At 37.6% G+C, this 1,105-nt stretch carries 1 protein-coding gene; it reads left to right on the forward strand.

Features of this window, described 5'->3' with window-relative positions; all coding sequences use genetic code 11:
- The first annotated feature begins 263 nt into the window (after positions 1–263).
- Positions 264–956, forward strand: coding sequence for an alpha/beta hydrolase (locus tag KIH86_RS24410; protein ID WP_456094025.1), 693 nt, complete (start codon positions 264–266; stop codon positions 954–956).
- The last annotated feature ends 149 nt before the right edge of the window (positions 957–1,105 follow it).

Consider the following 1,105-nt stretch of genomic DNA (forward strand, 5'->3'; position numbering starts at 1 on the left):
AGGACCTTCGGGGACATTGGCAAATTTTACAAAATATAATCTTACTAAGGATTCAACGTCTCAATGCTATTCCATTATTACACCATTTGGGCAGGATATTAAAAATATCAGGAAAATCGAAAGCTTACTTAAGCATCCTGGCAACAACGTGTTAATTCCCCCTTATTAAATTAAGAATAGGAGTGAAGAGAAAAATGTTAGAAACAAAAGATGTTTATTTTTATAATGCGGAAATCAAACTAAGCGGAAAATTATTCATTAATATGGATGATCTTGACAAGAAGAGTATTGTCATNGGTTTTGGTGCAACAAAAGAAATGCTAGTAAAAAAGGCGATTGATATTTGCGAAGGCGGAAATCATGTTTTTACTTATGATTATCAAGGTCATGGCGGCAGTGAAGGGATTGCCGGTCACGAAATGATCAGTGATCTTTTTGCAGCGATTGATTATGTGAAGAATACCATTTCGAATGATTTGCCTATCATATTGGGCGGTCAATGTATGGGAGCGCTTTTTTCGCTAAACGCAGCTGCGCAGCGCAAAGATGTGACAGCTGTATTCGGTATGTCCCTGCTGCTGGAATCGGCGATAACTTTAGAGAAATGGGAATTTATTGTCGAGGTATTGAGTTCGAAACAAGAAGGGCATCATTGCATCTTCGATCAGGAAAGCTTGCTCCAGGATTTCCAGAAAAACGATATCAAGGATACTCTCAAAGAACTGGAGGGCTTGCCGGTACTGTTAATTCATTTTGAAAATGATGATATTATGCCGATCGATATGATTCTCCAAACCTTCTTACAGAGCCCATGTGAAAAAAATATCCTTATTCTGGATAAAGGGAGACATGTTGATTCTTATATTTGTAATACTTTTAATGATATTCTTGTCTCCTGGATTAACGAGAAGAAAGAAAGATGGTTTATGACAGCGGGTTTAGGCGCAGCCCTTTAAGATTAGATAAGAAGCTATGTTGATGAGATGGAAAAAAACCTCAAATCAGATGAAGGAGGACGATTGAGATGACTAAGGATGACGTATTTAAGGTTGTAAAGGGTTGTATTATGGAGGTTCTGACTTATTTGGAGGAAGAGGAAGTGAAA

Source organism: Paenibacillus sinensis (genome assembly GCF_019904155.1).
Classification (GTDB): domain Bacteria; phylum Bacillota; class Bacilli; order Paenibacillales; family Paenibacillaceae; genus Paenibacillus_AQ; species Paenibacillus_AQ sinensis.